This window comes from Bradyrhizobium nitroreducens, from assembly GCF_002776695.1.
Lineage (GTDB): Bacteria > Pseudomonadota > Alphaproteobacteria > Rhizobiales > Xanthobacteraceae > Bradyrhizobium > Bradyrhizobium nitroreducens.
The window spans coordinates 2439975-2463425 of record NZ_LFJC01000003.1; the positions used below are offsets into that span (position 1 = coordinate 2439975).

At 65.0% G+C, this 23451-nt stretch carries 16 protein-coding genes and 1 tRNA gene; 15 read left to right on the forward strand and 2 right to left on the reverse strand.

Going from position 1 to position 23451, the window contains the following annotated elements; translation table 11 throughout:
* Nucleotides 1–64: 64 nt before the first annotated feature.
* The gene (locus tag TSA1_RS12020) at nt 65–1477 is read right to left on the reverse strand and encodes an MFS transporter (RefSeq protein WP_100176548.1); all 1413 of its coding nucleotides are present in this window, start codon (nt 1475–1477) and stop codon (nt 65–67) included.
* Nucleotides 1478–1706: 229 nt separating this feature from the next.
* On the opposite strand from TSA1_RS12020, the gene TSA1_RS12025 reads away from it, so the two are divergent.
* Together TSA1_RS12025 and TSA1_RS12030 are read left to right on the forward strand one after the other, a co-directional pair.
* Complete coding sequence (locus tag TSA1_RS12025) at nt 1707–2945, forward strand: LLM class flavin-dependent oxidoreductase (protein ID WP_100176549.1); 1239 nt, start codon at nt 1707–1709, stop codon at nt 2943–2945.
* Between the two features lie 164 nt (nt 2946–3109).
* Complete coding sequence (locus TSA1_RS12030; RefSeq protein WP_100176550.1) at nt 3110–4486, forward strand: cytochrome P450; 1377 nt, start codon at nt 3110–3112, stop codon at nt 4484–4486.
* Between the two features lie 137 nt (nt 4487–4623).
* Here TSA1_RS12030 and TSA1_RS12035 read toward each other — a convergent pair whose 3' ends face one another.
* Entirely contained in the window at nt 4624–5463 is an 840-nt protein-coding gene (locus TSA1_RS12035) for an SDR family NAD(P)-dependent oxidoreductase (protein WP_100176551.1), read from the reverse strand.
* 179 nt (nt 5464–5642) lie between these two features.
* Between TSA1_RS12035 and TSA1_RS12040 the strand changes: the two genes are divergently transcribed.
* The 13 genes from TSA1_RS12040 to TSA1_RS12105 all read left to right on the forward strand — a co-directional run bounded on the left by TSA1_RS12040 (nt 5643) and on the right by TSA1_RS12105 (nt 23417).
* Nucleotides 5643–6608, forward strand: coding sequence for a sensor histidine kinase (locus TSA1_RS12040; protein ID WP_100176552.1), 966 nt, complete (start codon nt 5643–5645; stop codon nt 6606–6608).
* Between the two features lie 220 nt (nt 6609–6828).
* Complete coding sequence (locus tag TSA1_RS12045; protein ID WP_174718864.1) at nt 6829–8565, forward strand: putative bifunctional diguanylate cyclase/phosphodiesterase; 1737 nt, start codon at nt 6829–6831, stop codon at nt 8563–8565.
* A gap of 225 nt (nt 8566–8790) precedes the next feature.
* Nucleotides 8791–10233: a sigma-54 interaction domain-containing protein gene (locus tag TSA1_RS12050; RefSeq protein ID WP_100176554.1), complete on the forward strand. Its 1443-nt coding sequence runs from the start codon at nt 8791–8793 to the stop codon at nt 10231–10233.
* Between the two features lie 197 nt (nt 10234–10430).
* Nucleotides 10431–11741 carry an MFS transporter gene (locus tag TSA1_RS12055; RefSeq protein ID WP_100176555.1) on the forward strand — a complete coding sequence of 437 codons (1311 nt, stop codon included), beginning with the start codon at nt 10431–10433 and terminating at the stop codon, nt 11739–11741.
* Nucleotides 11742–11849: 108 nt separating this feature from the next.
* Nucleotides 11850–13877, forward strand: coding sequence for an acyl CoA:acetate/3-ketoacid CoA transferase (locus TSA1_RS12060; RefSeq protein WP_100176556.1), 2028 nt, complete (start codon nt 11850–11852; stop codon nt 13875–13877).
* Between the two features lie 106 nt (nt 13878–13983).
* Nucleotides 13984–15168: a substrate-binding domain-containing protein gene (locus tag TSA1_RS12065; RefSeq protein WP_174718865.1), complete on the forward strand. Its 1185-nt coding sequence runs from the start codon at nt 13984–13986 to the stop codon at nt 15166–15168.
* Nucleotides 15169–15332: 164 nt separating this feature from the next.
* Complete coding sequence (locus TSA1_RS12075; RefSeq protein WP_100176558.1) at nt 15333–16109, forward strand: ABC transporter ATP-binding protein; 777 nt, start codon at nt 15333–15335, stop codon at nt 16107–16109.
* The gene (locus TSA1_RS12080; protein ID WP_100176559.1) at nt 16106–16828 is read left to right on the forward strand and encodes an ABC transporter ATP-binding protein; all 723 of its coding nucleotides are present in this window, start codon (nt 16106–16108) and stop codon (nt 16826–16828) included. The genes TSA1_RS12075 and TSA1_RS12080 overlap by 4 nt, the downstream gene beginning before the upstream one ends.
* A complete protein-coding gene (locus TSA1_RS12085) occupies nt 16825–17835 on the forward strand; it encodes a branched-chain amino acid ABC transporter permease (protein WP_100176560.1) in 1011 nt (336 codons plus the stop codon). The genes TSA1_RS12080 and TSA1_RS12085 overlap by 4 nt, the downstream gene beginning before the upstream one ends.
* Entirely contained in the window at nt 17832–18914 is a 1083-nt protein-coding gene (locus tag TSA1_RS12090) for a branched-chain amino acid ABC transporter permease (protein ID WP_174718866.1), read from the forward strand. Before TSA1_RS12085 ends, TSA1_RS12090 begins: the two co-directional genes overlap by 4 nt.
* 174 nt (nt 18915–19088) lie before the next feature.
* Complete coding sequence (locus TSA1_RS12095; RefSeq protein WP_174718867.1) at nt 19089–22211, forward strand: EAL domain-containing protein; 3123 nt, start codon at nt 19089–19091, stop codon at nt 22209–22211.
* Entirely contained in the window at nt 22211–23278 is a 1068-nt protein-coding gene (locus TSA1_RS12100) for a sensor domain-containing diguanylate cyclase (protein ID WP_100176563.1), read from the forward strand. The genes TSA1_RS12095 and TSA1_RS12100 overlap by 1 nt, the downstream gene beginning before the upstream one ends.
* A 62-nt stretch (nt 23279–23340) precedes the next feature.
* A tRNA-Arg gene (locus TSA1_RS12105) sits at nt 23341–23417 on the forward strand.
* Nucleotides 23418–23451: the final 34 nt, after the last annotated feature.

Consider the following 23451-nt stretch of genomic DNA (forward strand, 5'->3'; position numbering starts at 1 on the left):
GCTGTCAATCCAATGAAAAACGACGGAAATCACGGGGGAATCCGCACGTATTAACCGTAATGCCTCAACTTGATGCAGATGCGCGGCGCAGCCACGACAAAAATGCGGCGCAGATCATGATGAGTGTCACAAACAGCACAAGCGAGACCAGAAATCCTGCGCGCGCTGATTGCAACGCCTCCAGCGCGAAGAACACCGCGCCGATTGCGGCCACTCCGGCCGCATTTCCAATCTGCGCCGTGGTGCCGTAGATGCCGGAGGCCGAGCCTGCGGCGACGGGCTTCACGGTCGCGAGCACCGCGCCGGAGAGCGGCGCCATCACCAATCCCTGGCCGTAGCCAAAGACGATCATGGTGAAGGCGAGCAGGAGCGGCGACGGCGTATCGACAAAGCCTGCGACGAGCGCGAGGGCGGCGAGACCTGTGATCTGAACCGCGCAGCCTTCAATCAACACCTTGGTGCCGCGATGCCGCGTCCGCGCGCCGCTATGGCGCGACGCGACGACGAAAGCGATCGCGAGCGGAATGAAGGCCAAGCCGGCGGAGAGCGGCGGGATGTGGAGGCCGCGCTGCATGAACAGCGTCATGACGAGGTAGAAGGAGAGATTGGCGAGGAAGAAAAAGAAGGCGGCGCCGAGCCCGCGCAGGAAAGCAGCGTCCGCCAGCAGCGTGAGGTCGATGAGCGGCATGCCGCCGGCACGCGCGACCGCATGCTCCAGCTTCAGGAACGCGGCCAGGACGACGCCGCCGGCTGCCATCACGGCCCACAGCCAGGGTGCCCAGCCGACATCGTGGCCGAACAGCAGCGGGCCGATCAGGCACAGCAACCCCGCGAACAGGACCAAGCTGCCTTTGATGTCGAGCCTCGTGCCTGATCGCCGCGGCACCGACGGCATGATGCGCCAGGCGGCAAGAGCAATGATGAGGCCACTGGGCACGTTGACGAAGAACACCGAACGCCAGCCGGTGCCGGCCAGATCAACCGTGATCAAGAGACCGCCGAGCAGGAAGCCTGCGGCGCCGGCCAGCCCGAGCACGATGCCGTAGATGGCGAAGGCGCGACTGCGCGATTCGTCGGTGAACAGCAGATGCAGTGTCGCCAGCACCTGAGGCACCATCAGCGCCGCGGTCGCGCCCTGCGCCAGCCGGGCGATGATCAGCTCCGCAGCCGAATGCGCGAGGCCGCACCACAGCGACGTCAAGGTGAAGCCGAGCAAACCGGCCAGGAACACGCTCCTGGTGCCGTGGATGTCGCCGAGACGGCCACCGGTGACGACCAGCGTGGCGTAGGCGATCAAGTAAATCGCGACCACGGATTCGATCTCCGCCGGCGTCGCGCGCAGCTCGACCGCGATGGTGGGAATGGCGACGTTCACGATGAAGGCATCGACGCCGAACATGAACTGGGCGGCGACGACGATCGCCAGCACCCACCAGCGGCGGGAGGAATCGACTTGTCGCGTGACGATCTGGTGCATCGGCGCAGAATCCGGGACTATCCTTGCCCGATGATTTCAGACCGTGGACGGTGTCGCGATTACCTCGGAGGTCAGATTCGCGGGCTCCAAGCCCGGCCATGACGGAGAACCTGGCTTCATCGCATGCCTGCATTCCGTGGCACGGGAGACCGCGCGATTGCGTTCGTGCCCCCGGGCACGTAGCCTTGTGGCCTCAACAATCAGAAAATCAAAGGCCGGAGAAAACGTCATGGCGCGTCTGAAGTTCGGAGCCTTCCTTGCCCCGCATCACCCGATCGGGGAGCATCCGATGCTCCAGTTCCGGCGCGACCTCGACCTGGTCGAGCAGCTGGACGCGCTCGGTTATGATGAATTCTGGTGTGGCGAGCACCATTCCTCGGGCTGGGAGATGATCGCCTCGCCCGAGATGTTCCTGGCGGCGGCCGGCGAGCGAACCAAGCGGATCAAGCTCGGCACCGGCGTGGTGTCGCTGCCCTATCATCATCCCTACAACGTCGCCCAACGCATGGTGCAGCTCGACCACATGACCGGCGGCCGCGCCATCTTCGGTTCCGGCCCCGGCGCGCTCGCCTCCGACGCCCATACGCTCGGCATCGACCCGATGACGCAGCGCGACCGCCAGGACGAGGCGATCGGCGTCATCCGGCGCCTGTTCAACGGCGAGCGCGTCACCGCCAAGAGCGATTGGTTCACGATGAACGACGCCGCGCTGCAGATCCTGCCGCTGCAGGAGGAGATGCCGTTCGTGGTGGCCTCGCAGATCTCGCCTTCAGGCATGACACTCGCCGGCAAATACGGCATCGGCATCATCTCGCTGGGCTCGATGACGACGCAGGGACTGATGTCGCTGCAGCAGCAATGGCAGTTCGCCGAGGACGCCGCGAAGAAACACGGCACCACGGTGAACCGCGCCGACTGGCGCGTGCTGCTGACCTTCCACATCGCCGAGACCCGCGAGCAGGCGCGCCGCGAGGCCGGCGCCGGGCTGATGCGCTGGCACAACGAATATAATGTCGGCACGCTGCAGCGGCCGGGCCTCACCGCTTTCTCCTCGCCGGATGAGGCCGTGGACAAGACTGCCTTCGTCGAGGGCGCGGCCTCCACCATCGGCACGCCCGACGATCTCGTCAAAACCATCAAGAACGTGATGCAGGTGTCGGGCGGCGTCGGCGCCATCATCGGCTTCGTGCACGACTGGGCCAATCCGGAAAATACGCGCCGGAGCTGGGACATGGTCGCGCGCTACGTCGTGCCCGAGATCAACGGCTATATCGACGGCCTGCGCAGGTCGCAAAAATTCGTGATCGAGAACCGCGCCATCTTCGAGCGTGCGGGACAGGCGGTGATGGCCAAGATCATGGAGAACGAGAAAGCCGCCGAGGCGCTGAAGGTGACCGGCCCCGGCCGCGTCGCCATTCCCGCCGTCAACGCGCCGGATCTGCAGAAGGAAGCGGCGAAGAGGGGATAACCGGGGAAGGCCTGTCGCCATTCGTCGTCCCGGCCCCCCACCGCGCAGCTCCGCAGGGCCCGGGACGACGATGTAGGTGTGACGATTTTGTGCGTAAGACGACCGCAGCTCATCGCGGCCGGATCGTGGTATGTTCGCGGAATCTGCCAACCGGAGCAATCGTCATGTCGATGCAGAATGTGGCCGCAACGGCGCCCGATTACACCGCGCCCAAGCGCAACGCCCTGACGCACATTCCCGGCGACGAAGGCTGGCCGATCGTCGGCAAGACCTTTCAGGTGCTGGCCGATCCCAAAGGCCATGTCGAGGCGAACGGCGCCAAATACGGCCCGGTCTACCGCACTCATATTTTCGGCGAGACCAATGTCGTGCTGCTCGGGCCCGAGGCCAACGAGCTCGTGATGTTCGACCAGAAAAAACTGTTCTCCTCGACCCATGGCTGGAACAAGGTGCTCGGCCTGTTGTTTCCGCGCGGATTGATGCTGCTCGATTTCGACGAGCACCGGCTGCACCGCAAGGCGCTGTCTGTCGCGTTCAAGTCGGGACCGATGAAATCCTATCTGGCCGATCTCGACCGTGGCATCGCCGCGCGGGTCGCGGAGTGGAAGGCCAAACCCGGCGAGATGCAGCTCTATCCCGCAATGAAGCAGCTCACGCTCGATCTCGCGGCGGCATCCTTCCTCGGCGCCGACATCGGGCCGGAGGTCGACGAGATCAACCGCGCCTTCGTCGACATGGTCGCGGCTGCCGTCGCGCCGATCCGCCGCCCCCTGCCCGGCACCCAGATGGCGCGCGGCGTTGCGGGGCGCAAGCGCATCGTCGCCTATTTCCGCGAGCAGATCCCGCTACGACGCGGCAATCACGGCGGCGACGATCTGTTCTCGCAGCTCTGCCGCGCCACCCATGAGGACGGCGCGCTGCTGTCCGAGCAGGACATCATCGACCACATGAGCTTCCTGATGATGGCGGCGCACGACACGCTGACCTCGTCGCTGACCTCCTTCATCGGTGAGCTCGCCGCCAATCCGGACTGGCAGGACCGTCTGCGCGCGGAAGTTCTGGCGCTCGGGCTCGCTCCGGGAGCGCCGAGCAGCTTCGACGATCTGGAGAAGATGCCGCTGTCGGAGATGGCGTTCAAGGAAGCGCTGCGGATCAAGCCGCCGGTGCCCTCGATGCCGCGCCGCGCGATGCGCGATTTCACCTTCAAAGGCTTTACGATACCCGCCGGCACCGCGGTCGGCGTCAATCCACTCTATACGCATCACATGAAGGACATCTGGCCGGAGCCGGACCGCTTCGATCCCTTGCGCTTCACCGAGGACGCCCAGCGCGACCGTCATCGCTTCGCCTTCGTCCCGTTCGGCGGCGGCGCGCATATGTGCCTCGGCCTGCACTTCGCCTACATGCAGGCGAAATGCTTCGCGCGGCACTTCCTGCAGAACCTCGAAGTGTCGCTGGAGCCGGGCTACAAGCCGGACTGGCAGATGTGGCCGATCCCGAAGCCACGAGATGGGCTGCGGGTGAGGGTGAAGGCGGTGTGAGCTTCTCGTGTCCCGGACGCGCGAAGCGCGAGCCGGGACACAGAATCCTGAAGTGCGTTCAGTTCGGAGCGATGGGCCCCGGCTCTGCAGCGCACCGCTGAAGAAGCGCTGCGCTGCGTCCGGGGCACGAGACCTGTTTACGCCCCCTGATCGAACGCCTTGCGCAAGGCCACATAGCCCTGCTGCTGCTGGCTCCAGTTGCGGCCACCGGTCATGGCGCCGTCGACGACGAGGTCGTGGCCGTTGATGAAGCTGGATTCGTCGCTGGCCAGGAACACTGCGGCCTGGGCAATGTCGTCGGGCAGGCCGGCGCGCGGGATCGGCTGCGCGGTCTTGTAGACCTCGCGCATCACCGCAGGCGTCTTCTCCGCGGCATCAGTCGACAGCCCCAGCGCTTTGCCGAAAATGCCGGTCGCGATCGCGCCCGGCGAGATCGCGTTGACGCGCACATTGGACTCGCCGAGCTCCATCGCCACGCATTTGGTGAGATGGATCACCGCGGCCTTGGCCGCGCTATAGACCATCGAGGACGAGAAGCCGGCGAGACGTCCGGCAATGCTGCCATTGTTGATGATGCTGCCGCTCCCCTGCTTCTTCATATGAGGCGCGGCGTGCTTCATGCCGAGCATGACGCTGCGCACGAGGGTCGCCATCGCCGCGTCGAAGCGCTCGACCTCGAGGCCCTCGATGCCGCCGGTCTGCGCCGGACCGCCGGCATTGTTGAACAGGCAGTCGATGCGGCCGAACCTGTCCACGGCGAGCGCGATCAGGGCCTGCATCTGCGCCTCGACTGTGACGTCGGTTTGGAGGAAGACGCAATTGGCCCCGAGCTGCTTCGCCAGCGCCTCGCCTTCCGGTAGACGCCGGCCCGCGATCACAATTTTGGCACCTTCGGCAACGAAGACTTCCGCAGTGCGCAATCCGATCCCGCTCGTCGCTCCCGTGATCACCGCAACCTTGCCGTCCAGCCTGCCCATGGAATGTTCCTGTTTTCGAACGATTTGATGACAAATGACGAACATCGACCGCTGCCGTTGCAGCAGCGGCCACTATCCCCGCCTGCTTGCGACAAGGCAAGCTATGCTTGGGCGAACGGGATGCGTAACATCCTCATGGGCCGATCGAATTTCGAACGCATATCGCAACTGAGCTGCGCATGGGGAAGCTGATCGACGAATTCCGCAAGGGCTGGCAGGGCGCGGCGCCGCCATCCGTCGGTCTGAGCATTGCGTTTGCGGTGGCCTGCCTGCTGGTTGCGACGCTGGCGCGCTGGGCGCTGGCCCATGTGCGGCCCGACGTCTACTTCACACCCTACTTTCCGGCCGTGTTCTTTGCCGCCGCGTTCGGAGGCTTCCGGATCGGGATCGTGACCGCCCTCGTCGGCGGCGTGCTCGGCGTCGTCGTGAATTTCGGCGATGCCTTCGCCGACCGCGCCCGGTTTGCCCTGCTTGCACTCTATTGGGCGGTCTGCGCGCTCACCATCTGGGGCGTCGAGCACTACCGCACCATGCTGGCAGAGCAGCGCCGGATCTCCAAACGCCTGATCGAGGAAGAAGAGTATCGCAAGCTGCTGGTCGACGAGCTCCAGCACCGGCTGAAGAACAAGCTGTCGACGGTGCACGCCGTGCTGCACCAGGTGCTGCATGACCAGCCGCTGGTCTGGGCCCGGATCGATCCGCGGCTCCGCTCGCTCGCGGCGACCGACGATCTGATCTCGCGGATCGACAAGGCCGGCTGCGACATCCGCGACCTCCTGATCTCGGAGCTCGGCCCCTACGGCCACGTCCGCTTCACCCTCAATGGCGATCGGCTGTTCCTGCCGCCGAAGCTCGCGGTCACGCTGTCATTGATGTTTCACGAGCTCGCCACCAATGCAGGCAAATATGGTGCGTTCTCCTCGCCCCGTGGCCTGTTGCAGGTCTCGTGGACCATCAGCGACGACCGCCTGACCGTCACCTGGGACGAAAACGAGGGCCCGAGCGTGGACAAGGTGTCCGAACCCGGCTTCGGCACCAAGCTGCTGAAATCGGCATTGTCGGCCTTCGACGGCAGAACCGAGATCACCTATTTGAAGACCGGGCTGCATTGCATCATGCAGTGTCGAATCCCGCGAAGCGAATAGCATCGCACGCCAAGCGAAAGCGCAACCCGCGCGCTGCCCGCCGTTTCGCATGCGCCGTTGACGCTCTGTTAATGACGATCGTCGGCGTAGCTCGCATCGTCGCAAGTTTCACCCAAAACACCCCCGTATTTCTCCGGAGCCCTTAACCAAACTTAAGAGGGAACCACGCAAGATCGTGCTCATTGCAAAACGCGCTGAAACAACAAGATTCATGACTTCTATGAACGACAACAAATATTCCGGCGCGAGCGAAGCCGAGCTCGGATTTCTCAAGGAAATCGTTAGAATGCTGCCGGCGGGCCTGACCGTGCAGGATGCGCATGGCGAGCTTCTGCTGGTTAACGACGCCGCGGCCGCGCAGCTCGGCATGGACGGCAGCCGTCCCTCACCCGATCTTTCGCCGCGCCGCGAAGCCTGCCGCCAGGCCCTGAGTGCCGGCCAGCCTGTCGTCACCGAGGAGGCACTTCATGGCGGCGCCGCCCGACAAGTGCTGCTCACCACCCATCGTCCCGTCCGCCTCGCCGGACGCGAGCTGCTGATCTCGGCGTCCTCCGACATCACCGAGCAGAAGAATTTCGAGGACCAGCTGTTCCGCTCGGCCTATTTCGACGAGCTGACCGGGCTGCCCTCGCGGCGCGTGATCGAACATCGCGCCAACGGCCTGCTGTCGGAGAGAAGCGGCGGCGAGCGTTTCGCGCTGGCTTTCCTCGACGTCGACAATTTCAAGCACATCAACGACTATTACGGCCACGCCGTCGGCGACGCGCTGCTGGTCGAGCTGTCGAAGCGGCTCGGACGCGACCTGCGCGATTCGGACATGCTGTCGCGCATCTCCGGCGACGAATTCCTGCTGCTGCTCTCGCCGATCCAGAGCCAGGAGGAGGTCGCCGAGTTCATCCAGGCGACGCTGGAGCGGCTGACCGCGCCGTTCTTCATCGACAATTCGGAGGTCTTCGCCTCGACCTCGGTCGGCATCAGCCTCTATCCCGATCACGGAAGCAGCTTCGAGACGCTGCGCCAGAACGCCGACATCGCGATGTATCGCATCAAGAATGACGGCAAGGGGATGGCGGCCTTCTTCGATGCCAGCATGGAGCGCGAGGCGCAGGCGCGGACCAAGATCGAGCAGTCGCTGCGGCTCGCGATCCTCGAAAAGCGCTTCTGCTGCGCTTTCCAGTCCAAGGTCGACATCCGCACGCAGGCCGTGAAGGGCATCGAGGCATTGGTGCGCCTGCGCGACGACGAAGGCGTGATCCAGGCGCCCGGCTCGTTCATCAATCTCGCCGGCGAGCTCGGGCTGATCGACGAGCTCACTCATCTCGTGCTCGCCGAGATCGTCAAATCGATCGACCTGATCAACGAGACGTTCGGCGCGGAAGCCACCATCAGCATCAATGTCGCCGCCAAGCAGGCCGGCAAGCCCGAGTTCATGCGCAGCTTTGCGCAGGCGCTGGAAGAGACCGGCTTTCCCCAGCGCTTCATGATCGAGGTGACGGAAGACGCTTTCGTCGCCAAGAATCACTTCCAGGCCGAGATCCTGCCGATGTTCCGCAAGCTCGGCGTCGGCATCTCGATCGACGATTTCGGCACCGGCTATTCCTCGCTCTCGGCGCTGGCCGACATCACGGCCGACGAGATCAAGATCGACCGCTCCTTCATCACCGACATCCATAAGCGCCCGCGCAGCCAGGGCATCCTGCGCGCGATCGAATCCTTGAGCGAGGCGCTCGGCATGACCGTGATCGCCGAAGGCCTCGAATCCTACGAAGAGCTCGCTTATCTCCAGGCCGCGACCAAGATCCGCTACGCGCAAGGCTATTACTTCTCGCGCCCGATCTTTCTCGAGGAGCTGAAGCTCGCCACCCCGCTCTCCAGCGAGTCGCGGGCGAGCGTCGTCAGCCGCCCGATGCAGCACAACCGCCAGGGCTATTCGCGCGCGAGCGGATACCGGCGGTAGGGACGATCGCGCCGCTCCAATCTCGCTGTCGTCGCCCGGCTTGACCGGGCGACCCAGTATTCCAGAGACAGTCGTTATTGAATCGAAAGGCCGCGGCATACTGGCTGCCCCGGTCAAGCCGGAGCATGACAGCGGGGATGGGGCGGCACCTCGACGCCCCCATTTCCCCCTTTGAAATTGCTGGTCTTTTGGTAATACACGGGCAGGCTTCCCGCGAGGCATGCCATGTCCGGTCCCTCTTCCGTCGTCAGCGATCCCGCCTATATCCGCGCACGCGCCATGGAAACGCTGTTCGAGCGGCTGGAGCATCTGTGCGAGGGCGCCATCGCGATCGACCGCAGCGGACGCGTCGTCTATGTCAACGAAAAATACGTCACCGCGATGGGCCTTTCGCATGAATCCGAGGCGCTCGGCCGCCCGATCGAGGAGGTCATCCCCAACAGCCTGATGCGAAGGGTCGTGGAGACGGGGGAGCCGATCATCCTCGACATCATGGAGCTCGGCGGCGAGCAGCTCGTCGTCACGCGCATGCCGATCGAGGACGAGAAGGGCAACATCATCGGCGCGATCGGTTTCGTGCTTTACGACCGCCTCGAAGGCCTGAAGCCGCTGCTCGGCCGCGTCGCCCAGCTCGAGAACGATCTGCGGCTGGCGCGGCGGCAATTGTCGCATGCGCGCGCCGCGCGGTTCACCTTCGAAGACTATGTCGGCACCACCGCGGGCATTGCGCAGGCCAAGGAGCTCGCGGCGCGTGCCGCGCGCCAGAGCGTCACCGTCCTGCTCACCGGAGAGACCGGCACCGGCAAGGAAATGCTGGCGCAGGCCATCCACAACGCGTCCGCCCGCGCCGAAAAGCCGTTCGTCAGCGTCAACGTCGCGGCGATCCCGGAGACGCTGATCGAATCGGAATTCTTCGGCGCCGTGCCGGGCGCCTATACCGGCGCGGACCGCAAGGGACGCGAGGGAAAGTTCCGGGTCGCCGACGGCGGCACGCTGTTTCTCGACGAGATCGGCGAGATGCCGCTGCAATTGCAGGCCAAGCTTCTTCGCGTGCTGCAGGAGCGCGAGATCGAGCCGCTCGGCTCCGACAAGGTCACCAAGGTCGACCTGCGCGTGATCGCGGCCACCAATGTCGATTTGCACAAACGGGTCAGCGAGGGGACATTCCGGGCCGACCTCTATTACCGACTCAACGTGCTCTCGATCGAGCTGCCGCCGCTGCGCCACTGCCTGGACGACCTGCCCGAGATCTGCGGACGGCTGCTCGAAGACATCAGTGCGTCCGGCGACTATCTCAACGCCAGGATCACGCCGAGCGGCCTCGCCGCGCTGGCGCGGTATGACTGGCCCGGCAACGTCCGCGAGCTGCGCAACATCCTGGAACGCGCATTGATCCTGAGCGATTCGGGACGCCTTACCAGCGACGACTTCGACCGCATTCTCCCCGTGAGCGCGGAGACGATACCCGCGGCGCCATCGCGGCCAACCGGTCTCGTCCTGCCCTACGCCGAAGCCGAGGCCGAGTTCGAGAAGCACACGCTGGAACAGGCGCTCGCCGCCAGCAATGGCCAGATCTCGGAAGCAGCCAGGATGCTCCAGATCTCGCGCGCGACCTTCTACAAGAAGCTCGCCAAGTTCGGCCTCGCCGCAGGGCCGGCCTCCGTCTGAGTTTCGAGACACGAACGTGTCCGGAGTCTCGGATTCCGGACACGGCGCTGAGCCGCTCGTTCCGCCCACGTTGGCGGGATTTGCCGTGTTTTCAGCCAATTTGCGCAAACCCTTCGCATCTGGCGCGGACCTTGCTCTTCGCCCTGCACAATGACGCATGCTGCACATGCGCATTCTCAAACCAGGGAGGACGCAGGATGAGTGAAGCGATCTCTGTCCATCAGCTTCAGGCGAGACAGCCCTCGCACGTCACGGTCGCCACCGCGAGCCTGATCGGCACGGCCATCGAGTGGTACGACTTCTTCCTCTACGGCACCGCCGCCGCGCTGATCTTCAACAAGCTGTTCTTTCCGACCTTCGACCCGATGATGGGAACGCTGCTGGCGTTCGCGACCTACGCGCTCGGCTTCATCGCACGCCCGCTCGGCGGCGTCGTATTCGGGCATTACGGCGACAAGATCGGCCGCAAGACCATGCTCTATCTGACGCTGCTGATCATGGGCGCGGCGACCGCAGCGATCGGTTTCCTGCCGACCTACGAGACCGCCGGCATCGGGGCCGCGGTCCTGCTCGTCACCTGCCGGCTGATCCAGGGTTTTGGCCTCGGCGGCGAATGGGGCGGCGCGGTGCTGATGGCGGTCGAGCATGCGCCGGCGGACAAGAAGGGCTTTTACGGCAGCTGGCCGCAACTCGGGGCGCCGCTCGGCCTCGTGCTGGGCACGCTGGTATTCTCCGTGGTGTCGGCGATGCTGACCGACGCGCAGCTTCTTGCCTGGGGCTGGCGCATCCCGTTCCTGTTCTCGATCGCGCTGGTGCTGGTCGGCCTCTGGATCCGCTTCACCATCGCGGAATCGCCGGAATTCCAGAAGGTCAAGGACACCAAGCAGGACGTGAAGATGCCGATCGTCGAGGCGATCCGCATGTACCCCAAGAACATCCTGCTGGCGATGGGCGCGCGCTTCGCCGAGAACGGCTTCTTCTACATCTACGCCACCTTCGTGCTCGCCTATGCCACGCAATCGCTCGGCATGAACAAGCAGGACATGCTCAACGGCGTCCTGATTGGCGCCGCCATCGAGACCTTCACCATCCCCGCCTTCGGCGCGCTGTCCGACCGGCTCGGGCGGCGGCCGATCTACATCTTCGGCGCGGTGTTCTCGGCGCTGACGTCGTTCCCGCTGTTCATGCTGCTGGCAACCAAGAACCCGCAATATGCCTGGATCGCGATCGTGCTCGGCCTCGCCATCGGTCATGCCGCGATGTACGGGCCGCAGGCGAGCTTCCTGTCGGAGCTGTTCGGCACCAAGGTGCGCTATAGCGGCGTCTCGCTCGGCTACAACCTCGCCTCGATCTTCGCCGGCGCGCTGTCGCCGCTGATCGCGACGGGCTTGATGACGGCCTACGCGCCGGCGACCTGGCCGATCTCGCTCTACATGATCGCGCTCGCGCTCATCACGATCGTGTCGGTCTATTTCGCCACCGAAACACGCAAGATAGTTCAGGCCTGAACGTCCTGATCTTGTCGCCCGTCGCGAGGAGCAAGCTGTTCCACGGCTGCTCCTCGCGATAGGATCAAGCAACAACGGCATGCGGTCGAAGGGATAGGGAGGAACGCCGTGAGCCATCATCCAGCGCTGCCTTACCTGCGCAATTCCGAGAAGGGCAAGGTCGTCACGGCGGCCGAGGCGGTCATGCTGATCCGCGACGGCGACACGGTGGCGACCGGCGGCTTCGTCGGCATCGGCTTTGCCGAGGAGATCGCGATCGCGCTGGAGGAGCTCTATCTCTCCCACGAGGGCGATGCGCCCTATACGCAAGGAAAGCCGCGCAACCTGACGCTGGTCTATGCGGCGGGCCAGGGCGACGGCAAGAATCGCGGCCTCAACCATTTCGGGCATGAAGGCCTGGTCCGGCGCGTGATCGGGGGACATTGGGGGCTTGCGCCGAAGTTGCAGCAGCTCGCGATCGCTGGCCAGATCGAGGCCTACAATCTGCCGCAGGGCGTCATCACGCATCTGTTCCGCGACATCGCCGCGCATCGGCCCGGCCATGTCACCCGCGTCGGCATGGGCACCTTCGTCGACCCCAGGCACGGCGGCGGCAAGCTGAACGCGCGCACCACCGAGGATCTCGTGGAGCTGATCACGATCAGCGGTGAGGAGTGCCTGCTCTACAAGACGTTTCCGATCAATGTCGGAATCATCCGCGCCACCACGGGCGATCCGGACGGCAACCTCACCATGGAGAAGGAGGCGCTGACGCTGGAAGCGCTGGCCATCGCCATGGCCGCGCATAATTCCGGCGGCATCGTCATCGCCCAGGTCGAACGCGTCGCCGAAGCCGGCAGCCTCAATCCGCGCCAGGTGAAGATTCCCGGCATCCTCGTCGACTGCGTCGTGGTGGCAAGGCCCGAGAACCACTGGCAGACTTTCGGCACGCAGTACAATCCGGCCTTCTCGAGCGAGATCCGCGTCCGCGCAGCTTCCCTGCCGGTCATGCCCATCAGCGAGCGCAAGATCATCGCCCGGCGCGCCGCGCTGGAGCTGAAGGCCAACAGCGTCGTCAATCTCGGCATCGGCATGCCCGAGGGTATCGCCTCGGTCGCCAATGAAGAACGGATCATCGACCTGATCACGCTGACGGCTGAGCCTGGCGTGATCGGCGGCATTCCCGCGAGCGGCATCGACTTTGGCGCGGCGATCAACACGCAGGCCGTGATCGACCAGCCCTATCAGTTCGATTTCTACGACGGCGGCGGCCTGGACGCCGCCTTTCTCGGCCTCGCCCAGGTCGATCGCGCCGGCAACCTCAATGTCAGCAAGTTCGGGCCGAAGCTCGCGGGCGCCGGCGGCTTCATCAACATCAGCCAGAACGCCAAGGAGGTCATCTTCGTCGGCACCTTCGGTGCGGGCAGGCAGCGCATTGCGGTGAGCGACGGGAAGCTCGTCATCCTCGACGAGGCCAAGTCGCGCAAATTCGTCGACAGCGTCGAGCACGTCACCTTCAGCGGCCCGTTTGCCGGCGCACGCAAGCAGCGCACGCTGTACGTCACCGAGCGCTGCGTGTTCGAGCTCGGGGCGGACGGGCTCGAACTCACCGAGATCGCGCCCGGCATCGACATCGAGCGCGACATTTTGCGCCTGATGGACTTCAAGCCGCTGATCCCGCGCGATCCGGCGCTGATGGACGCGCGCATCTTCGGCGACGGCCTGATGGAGTTGCGCGAGCGGCTGCTCACCATTCCGCTCGAGCAGCGCTTCACGCTGGACGAGCAGCAGAACCTGTTCTTCGTCAATCTCGAGCGCTATCCGTTGCGCAGCAAGGCCGAGATCGACACCATCGCAACGATCGTCGAGGCCAGGCTCACGCCGCTCGGCCGCCGGGTCTACGCCATCGTCAATTATGACAATTTTTCCATCCTGCCGGAGTTGATGGACGATTATTCGGCGATGGTGCGCAGCCTGGTCGATCGCTTCTACTCCGGCGTGTCGCGCTACACCACGTCGGGCTTCCTGCGCATCAAGCTCGGCGAAGCCCTGGAGAAGCGCGGCGTCGCGCCGCATATTTTCGAAAGCGCCGACGAGGCGCAGTCGGACCGGCGTCAGGCCGAGGGAGCCGGCGAGGCGCGGCTGGCCCAAAAATGATGCAGGCTAAAAAGGCCGACGCGCTCGGCCGGAAGGTGTAATTGCAATGTTCGCAAGCTTGTGCAAATCGCTGTTGCCGAGAAACGTTGAATCAGGAGGGACCATCGTGCGTCGATCACTCATCATAGCAACAACCATCCTCGCGCTCGGCGCGGGCACCTCCGCGCAAGCCGACGATCTCAAGGTCGCGCTGATCTACGGCAAGACCGGCCCGCTCGAGGCCTACGCCAAGCAGACCGAGACCGGCCTGAAGATGGGCTTTGAGTACGCGACCAAGGGCACGATGACGCTCGACGGTCGCAAGATCGTCATCATCACCAAGGACGACCAGGGCAAGCCGGACCTCGCCAAGGCCGCCCTCGCCGAAGCCTATCAGGACGACAAGGCCGACATCGCGATCGGCACGACCTCTTCGGCCGCGGCGCTCGCCATTCTCCCCGTCGCCGAGGAGAACAAGAAGATCCTGATCGTCGAGCCCGCCGTCGCGGACCAGATTACCGGCGAGAAGTGGAATCGCTACATCTTCCGCACCGCGCGCAACTCCTCGCAGGACGCGATCTCGAACGCGGTCGCGATCGGCAAGCAGGGCGTCACCGTCGCAACCCTGGCGCAGGACTATGCGTTCGGCCGCGACGGCGTCGCCGCCTTCAAGGACGCGCTCGCCAAGACCGGCGCGACGCTGGCGGCGGAAGAATATGCTCCGACCAACACCACCGACTTCACCGCGGTCGGCCAGCGCCTGTTCGACGCGCTGAAGGACAAGCCGGGCCGCAAGGTGATCTGGGTGATCTGGGCTGGCGCCGGCAATCCGCTGGCCAAGCTTCAGGACATGGATCCGAAGCGCTACGGCATCGAGCTCTCCACCGGCGGCAACATCCTGCCGGCGCTCGCTGCCTATAAGGGCCTGCCGGGCATGGAAGGCGCGACCTATTACTACTATGAGATCCCGAAGAACCCGGTGAACGACTGGCTGGTCGCGGAGCACCAGAAGCGCTTCAACGCGCCGCCGGACTTCTTCACCGCGGGCGGCTTTGCCGCTGCGATGTCCGTCGTCGCCGCCGTCACCAAGGCCAAGTCGACCGACAGCGAGAAGCTGATCACGGCGATGGAGGGCCTCGAGTTCGACACGCCGAAGGGCAAGATGGTGTTCCGGAAGGAAGATCATCAGGCGCTGCAGAGCATGTATCACTTCAAGGTCAAGGTCGATCCGAACGTCGCCTGGGCTGTCCTCGAGCCGGTGCGCGAGCTGAAGATCGAGGACATGGACGTTCCGATCAAGAACAAGCGGTGATCTTCTGCACCTCTCCCGCTTGCGGGAGAGGCCGGGAGAGGGCTCTGTCCTCTTGGGGGTTCTTGCCCGCGGAGACACCCTCTCCCCCGCCCTCCCCCGCAAGCGGGGGAGGGAGCGCAGCGTGGCCCGCGGCGATATCCCGATCATCATTTGCCAGACATCCAATGACGCTCACCCTCGAAACCCGCGACCTCACCATCCGCTTCGGCGGCCATGTCGCGGTCAACAGCGTGACCTGCACGTTCCGTCCGGGCGAGCTCACCGCGATCGTCGGGCCGAACGGCGCCGGCAAGACCACCTATTTCAATTTGATCTCGGGTCAGTTGCGCGCCTCCAGCGGCAACATTTTGTTCGACGGCACCGACATCACGCAGCAGTCCGCGCCGATGCGCACGCGCGCAGGCCTCGGACGCGCATTCCAGCTCACAAACCTCTTTCCGAACCTGACGGTCGAGGAGAACGTCCGCCTCGCGGTGCAGGCTGCCAATGGCACCCATTACGACATGCTGCGGCCGTGGATGGTGCGCCGCGACCTGATCGCGCGCGCCGATGCCATCCTCGACCAGGTCGCGCTCGGCAGCCGCCGCGGCGTTGCCGCGACCGCACTGTCGCATGGCGATCAGCGCAAGCTCGAGGTGGCGCTGATGATCGCGCTCGAACCTGATGTCTTCATGTTCGACGAGCCGACTGCCGGCATGAGCATCGACGAGGTGCCTGTCGTGCTCAACCTGATCGCGCAGCTCAAGCAGGACAAGAGCAAGATCATCTTGCTGGTCGAGCACAAGATGGACGTGGTGCGCTCGCTCGCCGACCGCATCATCGTGCTGCATAACGGGCAACTCGTCGCGGACGGCCCGCCCGCCGAGGTGATTGCCTCGCCGATCGTGCAGGAGGCCTATCTCGGCGTTGCTCCCAAGAACACTGCCGAGAGTGCCGCATGACCGATCTCCTCAAACTCTCCGGCGTGCACACTCATATCGGGCGCTACCACATCCTCCAGGGCATCGACCTCGCGGTCCCGGAAGGACAGGTCACGATGCTGCTCGGCCGCAACGGCGCCGGCAAGACCACGACGCTGCGCACCATCATGGGCCTGTGGCAGGCCTCATCCGGCGAGATCAGTCTCGCCGGCGAGCGTATCGAGAGCCGCGCCACGCCCGACATCGCCCGGCTCGGCGTCGGCTACGTGCCGGAGAGCATGGCGGTGTTCTCCGATCTCACGGTGAAGGAGAACCTCGTGCTGGCGGCGCGCGACGCTGCGATGGACGACAAGCAGCTGGAATGGATTTTCGGCTTCTTCCCGGCGCTGCGCCGGTTCTGGCTGTCGCGCGCGGGAAGCCTCTCGGGCGGGCAGAAGCAGATGCTGTCGATCGCGCGCGCCATCATCGAGCCGCGCAAGCTGCTGCTGATCGACGAGCCGACAAAGGGGCTGGCGCCGGCGATCATCGTGGCGCTGATCGAATGCCTGAAGGAGATCAAGCGCAAGGGTGCGACGATCCTCCTGGTGGAACAGAATTTCTTCGCCGCCCGCGAGCTCGGCGACAACGTGCTGGTGATGGACAACGGCACCATCGTCCATCGTGGCGAGATGGCGGCGCTCGCCGCCGACGTGCCGCTGCAGGAGCGGCTGCTCGGCCTGAGCCTGGAGGCGCATCAGTGACTGACCTTGCCGCAACCGATCCACTGCCGAAGCCGAAGCGCGATATCGCGCCGATCCTGCTGCCGGTCGCGCTCGCGCTGCTGATGATCCCACTGATCGGCTCGACCTCCTCCTGGCTGACGCTGACCGCCGCGAGCCTTGCCATGGGCATGATGATCTTCATCATGGCCTCGGGCCTGACGCTGGTGTTCGGCCTGATGGACGTGCTCAATTTCGGCCACGGCGCCTTCATCGCCGTCGGCGCCTATGTCGCGACGCTGGTGTTCGCGCCATTCGCCGCCTCCGTGCAGGCCGACTCGCTCTGGATCAACCTCGCGGTGCTGGCGCCGGCGGCGCTGCTGTCGATGGCGGTGTCGGGCGCGCTCGGCCTCGTCGTCGAGCGCGTGCTGATCCTGCCGGTCTACGGCCAGCACCTGAAGCAGATCCTGATGACGACCGGCGGCCTGATCGTCGCCGAGCAGACGCTCTATGCGCTGTGGGGACCGCAGATCATCCCGATGCCGCTGCCGACATCGCTGCGCGGCTCCTTCATCCTCGGCGACGTCGCGATAGCAAAGTACCGCGTGCTGGCGATGCTGATCGGGCTTGCCGTCTTCATCGCGATCCAGCTCGTGCTCAACCGCACCAAGCTCGGTCTGCTGATCCGTGCCGGCGTCGAGAATCGCGAGATGGTCGAGGCGCTGGGCTATCGCATCCGCCGCCTGTTCCTCGGCGTGTTCATGACGGGATCGGCGCTGGCCGGCCTCGGCGGGGTGATGTGGGCGCTGTATCGCGAGCAGGTGCACGCCTCCATGAGCGACGACCTCACCGTCTTGATCTTCATCGTCGTCATCATCGGCGGCCTGGGGTCGATCGGCGGCTGCTTCATCGGTGCAATCCTGGTGGCGATGGTCGCCAATTACGGCGGCTTCCTGGTGCCGAAACTCGCCCTCGTGTCCAACATCCTGCTGATGGTCGCCATTCTGATGTGGCGGCCGCGCGGCCTCTATGCGGTGACCAGCCGATGATGATCCTCTCAGGCGATCCGCCGCGTAGCCGAATCCTCACGCTCGTTCTCGTCGTCATCATCCTGGCGCTGGCGGCGACGCCGTTCCTGTTTCCGGGGGCGAAGGCGTTGAACGTCGCGGCCAAGATCTGCGTCTTCGCCGCGCTGGTCGCCTCCTACGACCTCTTGCTCGGCTATACCGGCTCGGTGTCGTTCGCCCACACCATGTTCTACGGCATCGGCAGCTACGCGATCGCGATCGCGCTGTACGGCATGGGCCCGAACTGGGCTGCGGTCGCCACCGGCATCGTCGTCGGCTTGCCGCTCGCAGCCCTGCTCGCGCTTGCCATCGGCCTGTTCTCGCTGCGCGTCGCGGCGATCTTCTTCGCCATGATCACGCTCGCGGTCGCCTCCGCGTTCCAGGTTCTGGCCTCGCAACTGTCCTGGCTGACCGGCGGCGAGGACGGACGCAGCTTTCAGCTGCCGGAGCTGCTTCGCCCCGGTACGGTGCTGATCTCGAAGAACCTCTTCGGCTTCGAGATCAACGGCCGCATCCTGACCTTCTATCTGGTGTTCGCCGTCTCGGCCCTGATGATCCTCGCTTTGCTCCGCGTCGTGAACTCGCCGTTCGGGCGCGTGCTGCAGGCCATCCGCGAGAACCGCTTCCGCGCCGAGGCGCTCGGCTTCCGAACGGTGTTTCATCTGACCTACGCCAACTGCCTCGCCGCGCTGGTGGCCGCCGGCGCCGGCATTTTGAATGCGTTGTGGCTGCGCTATGCCGGTCCGGATACCTCACTCAGCTTCTCGATCATGCTGGACATCCTGCTGATGGTCGTCATCGGCGGCATGGGCACGATCTATGGCGCGATCATCGGCGCCAGCATCTTCATCCTCGCCCAGAACTATCTGCAGTCGCTGATGGGCGTCGCCTCCAAGGCGGCCTCCGAGGCCGGCATGCCGCTGCTGCCGGGACTGTTGCACCCCGATCGCTGGCTGCTATGGCTCGGCCTGCTGTTCATCGCCAGCGTCTACTTCTTTCCGACCGGCGTGGTGGGGCGGCTGCGGAATCCGGCCGGCGACAAGGGCGGCGGCTCGCATTAACGCACGATTCATGATGCGACGCAGCGTTGACGGCGCACGCCGCGCAACCGCGACGTGATTCCCGCTCCACTGTATCCGGACGGGACTGCGCAACCCGATTAATGCTTAGGTAACTGGCTTTCCTAAGGTTTGGGCCATTTGTGCGGTGTATTCGTGTTCCTCCAGGGAGGGGGAATGCGCCAGGTCTTTTCCACGGTGGCAACCGGAATGTCTCGAGCCGCAACGAACGGCTGGGAGGCCTTGACGCGGCGTGGCCCCGTCCTGTGGTTGACCCTGTGCGGCGTGTTGCTGGTCGCGGGCATCTTCGGCTTGACGGCCATGGCCGTCGGGGAGTTTCGCGAACGCACTCTGGCCAATCGCGAGCGCGAGCTCGAAAACACCGTGCAGCTGATCGCGCGGCACTTCGATCAGCAATTCGAGGATTCCGACGTCGTCGCCGCCGATCTGATCGGGCAGATGAGCCTGGTCGAGATCAGCTCGCCCGCGATGTTCCGCGAACGGATGTCCGGGCCAGCGGCGAACCAGATGCTGCGCAGCAAGATCAGCTCCGTGTCCTATCTCGGCGATATCGCGCTCTACGACGCCGACGGTGAGTTGATCAACTGGTCGCGGGCCCAGCCACTGCCCAAGATCAACGTCTCGTCCCGGGCCTACTTTCAGACCTTCAAGACGAATCCGCAGTCCGAAGCGGTGCTGCTGGAATCCGTCCGCAGCTTCATCATCAACAAATGGACCACGATCGTCGCACGCCGCTTGAACGGCGCGGACGGCACCTTCCTCGGCGCGATGGTCCGCCGGATCGATCCGGACAGCTACCAGCACTATTTTGCATCGGTCGCACTTGCCGAGGGCACGGCCATCTCGCTGTTCGATCGCGAAGGCAAGATGCTTGCGCGCTATCCGCATCGCGAGGAGCTGATCGGACGTAACTTCAAGGACGCGCCGCTGATGCGGAAGGTGCTGGCGCAGGGCGGCCAGCAGACGCTCCGCGGCAAGAGTCCCGTCGACGGCGAGGAGCGGCTCGGCTCGGCGGCATCGCTGACGCACTTCCCGCTGGTCATCCTCGCCACCAACACGACAGCCGCGGCCTTGGCGGACTGGCGCCAGCAGACCGGGTTCATGGTGACGACCGCCGCGCTTTCGGCAGCCGTCATCGCGCTGATCCTCTATCTGATCATTCGCCAGATCGACCGGCAGAACCGTGAGGCGCAGGAACGTCTCGAAGCCGAGCGTCTGCGGCTCGACACGGCCCTGAACAACATGTCGCAGGGACTGATCCTCTACGACGCGAACGGCTACATCGTCACCTGCAACCGCCGCTACGCCGACATGTTCGGCCTCTCCCACGACGTCATCAAGCCCGGCTGCCACATCCGCGAGGCGATGTACCATCGCAAGGAGCGCGATGCGTTCGACGGCGACGTCGAGGCGTTTTGCGCCGACGTCATGAGGGTCGTGGCCGAAGGCACGGTCTCCACGCGCACGCATCAGCTCGCCAACGGCCGTGCCTTCCAGGTCATCAACACGCCGCTCGCACAGGGCGGCTGGGTCGCCACGATCGAGGACATCACCGAGCGCCGCAATCTCGAGCGGGAACGCGACCGCAACCACACGTTCCTGCGTGAGATCATCGACCACATCCCGTCGCAGATCACGGTGAAGGATGCCCGCACGCGGCAATACCTGTTGCTGAACGGCGTCGCCGAGCAGTTGTTCGGCCAGTCGCGCCAGGAGGTCATGGGCAAGACTGCTTTCGACATCTTCCCCGAGGCGCACGCGGCCCACATCACCGCGGACGACAGCAGCGCGCTGCAATCGGCCAAGGGGTTGTTCAAGGACGAGCACGCCTGGCAGATGCCGGGCATGGGGTTGCGCTACATTACGTCAACGCGGATCGGCATCCGCGACGACGCCGGCGAGCCGCGCTATCTCATTCACGTCATCGACGACGTCACCGAGCGACGCCGGGCCGACGAGAAGATCGCACATATGGCGCATTACGATGCGCTCACCGACCTGCCGAACCGCACGCTGTTCCGCGAGCAGATCGAGCGCGAGCTGGCGAAGGTCGCCGACGGGGATCAGTTTGCGCTGCTCTACATCGACGTCGACGAGTTCAAGGGCATCAACGATTCGCTCGGCCACCACGTCGGTGACGAGCTGCTGAAGGCGATCGCAAGCCGTCTGCGCGGCTGCCTCAAGGAGGGCGACCTGATCGCGCGCCTGGGCGGCGACGAATTCGCGGTGATCCAGACCGGGATCCAATCCTCTGCCGAGGTGCTGTCCTTCGTGACCCGGATCTACCAGGCGATCCGACAGCCCTATCATTGTCTCGGTCATCAGCTCTCCACCGATGCGAGCATCGGAATCGCCCTTGCGCCGCAGGACGGCACCGATCTCGACCAGCTCGTCAAGAACGCCGATCTGGCGATGTACGGCGCCAAGGCCGAGGGGCGCCGCACCCACCGCTTCTTCGAGCCGGAGATGGATGCGAGCGCCAGGGCGCGCCTGAGCATGGAGCAGGATCTGCGGCAGGCGCTGGTGAACGGCGGCTTCGAGATTCACTATCAGCCGCTGGTCGACCTGCGTACCAACGAAGTCTCGGGCTGCGAGGCGCTGCTGCGCTGGCGCCACCCCGAGCGCGGCATGGTGTCGCCGGCCGAGTTCATTCCGGTCGCCGAGGATACCGGCCTGATCACCGAGCTCGGCGACTGGGTTCTCCGCATGGCCTGCAACGAGGCCGCGACCTGGCCGACGCATATCCGCGTCGCGGTCAACGTGTCGCCGGTTCAGCTCAAATGCGACACGCTGGCGCTGCGGATCGCGGGCGCGCTCGCCGCCTCGGGCCTCGACCCGCGCCGGCTCGAGATCGAGATCACCGAGGCCGTGCTGATCCGCGACGACGAGGCTGCGCTCTCGATCCTGCACCAGCTCCGCTCGATCGGCGTGCGCATCGCGCTCGACGATTTCGGCACCGGCTATTCCTCGCTCAGCTATCTCAAGCGCTTCCCGTTCGACAAGATCAAGATCGACCGCTGCTTCGTCGCCGACATCGCGGAGACGAGCGGCGCACCCGTGATCGTGCAGGCGGTGGTGAACATTGCAGCCGCCAGCAGCATGACCACGGTCGCCGAAGGCGTCGAGACCGAGGCGCAGCGCGAGATGCTGCGCGCGCTCGGCTGCACGCAGATGCAGGGCTACCTGTTCAGCGCGCCGAAGCCGGCCGCGGAGGTGCGAAAACTGTTCGGCACGGGCGATGGTTCGCCCGGCATCGTGCCGGTCGCGGCGGTGGCCTGATGGCAAAGCCGGGAAGGATTTCAAGCAGAGCTCCAGGCAAGACCGTCGACGTCGCGGATTCCTATGCCGTGCGGCTGATGCAGCATCTGGTGGTACCGACCTTCGTGATCGACCCCAAGCGCCGCGTCGTGATCTGGAACAGGGCCTGCGAGCGGCTGACCGGTCTGGCCGCCTCGGAGGTGATCGGCACCAACAGGCACTGGCAGGGCTTCTACGAGACCAGGCGCCCCTGCCTTGCCGACCTCGTCGCGCTCGACCGGCCGGAGCGGCTGCCGGAGTTCTATTCGGAATATGCCGCGCGCGGCCATAACGGGCTCGGCTTTTCCGCGGAGAACTGGTGCACGATGCCCAAGCTCGGCAACCAGCTCTATCTCGCCATCGATGCCGGCCCCATCCACGACGAGGCCGGACATCTGATCGCCGTGGTGGAGACGCTGCGCGACCTCACCGACCAGAAGCGCGCCGAGATGGCGCTGAAGGAGCTCGCCACCAAGGACGGCCTGACCAGCCTGTCGAACCGCCGCTCGTTCGACCAGATGCTGGCGAGCGAATGGGCGCGCGCCCACCGCACGCAGAGGCCGCTGGCGCTGCTGTTCGTCGACGTCGATCATTTCAAGCTGTTCAACGACCATCACGGCCACCAGATCGGCGACGAATGCCTGCGGGCGATCGCTTCCGTCGTCAGCCGGCATGCCGTGCGCCCGCTCGATCTCGCCAGCCGCTACGGCGGCGAGGAGTTCGCGCTGATCCTGCCGGACATGGATTGCGACAGCGCCTGCGTCATCGCCGAGGAAATCCGCAGCGCCGTCATGGCCTTGCAGATCGTCCATGGCGCTGCGGGCGCCGGCGACCACGTCACCCTCAGCGTCGGCGTCGCCAGCCACATTCCCGGCGCGGTCGACGGCGGCCCCGACCGCCTGCTGGGCGCGGCCGACGAGGCGCTTTACGTCGCCAAACGGCTCGGTCGCAACCAGGTCATCTGCGCCGAACGCGTGCTGGCCGAATTCGCCGCCCTGGGACGGCAGGCCAAGCAGGTTCCGGGCCCTTTGCGGCGCAAATCGGCTTAAGTGCCGATCCGGCGAGAAGCGGTTGCCCGCCCCTCGCCAATCGGCTAAATGAACCTCGACTAGCACCCGTAGCTCAGCTGGATAGAGCGTTGCCCTCCGAAGGCAAAGGTCACACGTTCGAATCGTGTCGGGTGCGCCATTTTCCGCATTCTGAGTAAAATATCGAACTTTGG